Raw genomic sequence first — 2,554 nt, forward strand, 5'->3', positions numbered from 1 at the left:
GAAATTCTTCCAGCAGTATCGGCTGTTCTATCGGTTCAACAGCGATGCGAAGGTCATCGTGGTGGCCTGGGTGAACGACGACAAGACCCTGCGCGCCTATGGCAGCAAGACGGATGCCTATGCGACGTTCAAAGGGATGTTGGAAGATGGCAACCCACCTGACAATTTCGACGCGCTCTTGAAAGAAGCAGCGGCGGGGGACAAGGGGTTCGAAACTTCCCTTGAAGCGGTGCCCGATCGGTAAGTGGGCCAGCTTGCTGTGACCCTTTGGCATTATCGTTTACGACGCCACGCTGGAAGATGTAGCATCGGCTGATAATACGGTCGGAGAAAGCACAATGATTGAGGCGGAAAAGGATAGGCAGCACCTCGGGCTAGAGGAGCAATGCGCGCCTGACCTCACGGGGCACCGTTTCCCAATTGCTGTGCGCGTTGCAGACATGCCCGATGACCTCGGCAAGCTGCTGGATATCGGGCTCGAGGAGCATTTCCGTGGCCGCTGAAGCGAATTCTTATGACGCGTGGTTTTGCGCACAGGTAAAGGCCGCGCTTGAGGATGCACGCGCCGGAACATCTCAGGTTCAAGTGATGCAGGCCGCTCAGGCTTTGATTGATGCGAAGCGGCAGGTCGAACCCAAGTCCTGACCAAGCCTTGGAGGTCAGCGCGGTCTGATCCCGCCACCCTGAAAAGCGAAAGCGGGCTTTTTGTCCTTTGGAATTCAGATCCTGATCCAAAGGAAAATCACCATGACCAAGCCCAATTCGGCAAACCCGGCATTACCAATCTCCGACACTGATCTCGCAAATGCCATCGCGCGAATCGGCGCGGAGATCGACCATATACCTCTGCGTAGCTCAGCGCTTGCGCGCATCATGCGCGAGACGTTTCATGGCAGCGATGCTGGCGGTGCCTGGGACTGGCGCATGGCATATGACCTGATGCAGGCCGCGGCTGTTCAGGTGCTGCTGCGTGGGGACGGCGCGGCAGGTGACATCGCCGCTGCAAGGCTGCTTGCCTCGCGGCTGCTGACGGAAACCCGCCGCTCCGAGCAGCAGATCCGGCTGCAGCAGTTTTCCACGCCGCTGCCATTTGCGGCGCTGGTCTTGCGGGCCGCGGCGATCCGCAAGGGCGAGACCGTTCTGGAGCCCTCGGCTGGCACCGGTGCACTGGCCGCTTTCGCCGCCCGGGCTGGTGCCACGCTTTCGCTCAACGAGATCGACCCCTTTCGCCAGCGCCTCCTGCGCGCGGTTTTCGGCGGCGAGGTGACGGGCCATGACGGCGAGCATATCGACGATCTGCTGCAGTCGCCGCTTCTACCCGACGTCGTGGTGATGAACCCGCCCTTCGCCTCATCGGTCGATCGCTCCCGAGACAAGCACATCGCCGCCAAACATCTCATCGCGGCTGCAAAGCGCCTGGCACCCGGCGGGCGCCTGGTGGCGATCATGCCGCCGGGGTTCAGCCCGGAGCGTGATGCCGCGCATTGGTCCCGCGCCTGCGGTCTCCTGACGCCGCGATTGGCGCTGACGATGCCGGGGCAGGTCTACCGCAAGCTCGGCACCTCTGTCGAAACCCAGCTGATGGTCTTCGACAAGGTGCAGGAGGACGGCGAGATGATCCGCGCCAGTGTCCGGGACCTGGATGACGCCTTGACATATGTCGACGTCGTGGCCGCAATCCGGCCCGAGATGCGCCCCGTCCACCGGGCTGAGGCGATCCCTCATGCTCGGCCGACCGTTCCATCATCTGCCCCTCGCAAGACCGCCGCTGCGCCTGTCGCCGCCTCCAAACCAAGGGCCAATGCCGTCCGTCCGCTCAGCTTCACAAGCTTCGATGTCCCGCGCGACAACACGCCGGTCTCGGATATCTATGCGCGCTATCGCCCGCAGCGGATCGAGATCGCGGGTGCGCAGGAACACCCCACGCCGCTCGTCGAAAGCATCGCCATGGCCTCGGTTGCACCGCCCGTGCCTTCAGGCGCGGCCAGTGCGGAATTGCGCCTGCCCGCACGGTTGATCGAGGAGGGACATCTTTCCGAGGCGCAGCTCGAGACCATCGTCATGGCGCATGATGCCCATGGGCGCGACCTGCCCGGTCGGTTTAGCATCGATGACGACCAGACCAAGCTGACGCGCGCCGATGACGACCCGGATGCACGTGCCTATCGCCTCGGCTATTTCCTCGGCGACGGCACCGGTTGCGGCAAGGGGCGCGAATGCGCGGGGCTCATTCTCGTGAACTGGCTGGCCGGGCGCAGAAAGGCGATCTGGGTTTCCAAATCCGCCACGCTCATCGAGGACGCGATCCGCGACTGGACCGATCTCGGCGGCTCGCCTGCCGACATTCAGCCGCTTTCCAAATGGAAACCGGACCAACCCATCACCGTGACCTGTGGCATCCTCTTCGTCACCTACGCCACGCTGCGGTCCGCGGGCAAATGCGGCACCACGCGGCTGAGCCAGTTCCTCGACTGGATGTGCGATGACTTTGAAGGCGTCCTCGCTTTTGATGAGGCCCATGCCATGCAGAACGCCGCCGGATCGGCAGAGGGCA

General features: G+C 63.0%; 3 protein-coding genes. All 3 read left to right on the forward strand.

All coding sequences use genetic code 11. The features are described from left to right. Nucleotides 1-244: type II toxin-antitoxin system YhaV family toxin (locus tag Q0X85_RS03550; protein ID WP_297769090.1), on the forward strand; the 244-nt coding region annotated here is incomplete at its 5' end. 94 nt (nucleotides 245-338) lie between these two features. Continuing rightward, nucleotides 339-503: a hypothetical protein gene (locus Q0X85_RS03555; RefSeq protein ID WP_243614100.1), complete on the forward strand. Its 165-nt coding sequence runs from the start codon at nucleotides 339-341 to the stop codon at nucleotides 501-503. Nucleotides 504-747: 244 nt separating this feature from the next. Next, nucleotides 748-2,554: strawberry notch-like NTP hydrolase domain-containing protein (locus Q0X85_RS03560; RefSeq protein ID WP_297769093.1), on the forward strand; the 1,807-nt coding region annotated here is incomplete at its 3' end.

The organism is uncultured Roseovarius sp. (assembly GCF_947259555.1).
Lineage (GTDB): Bacteria > Pseudomonadota > Alphaproteobacteria > Rhodobacterales > Rhodobacteraceae > Roseovarius.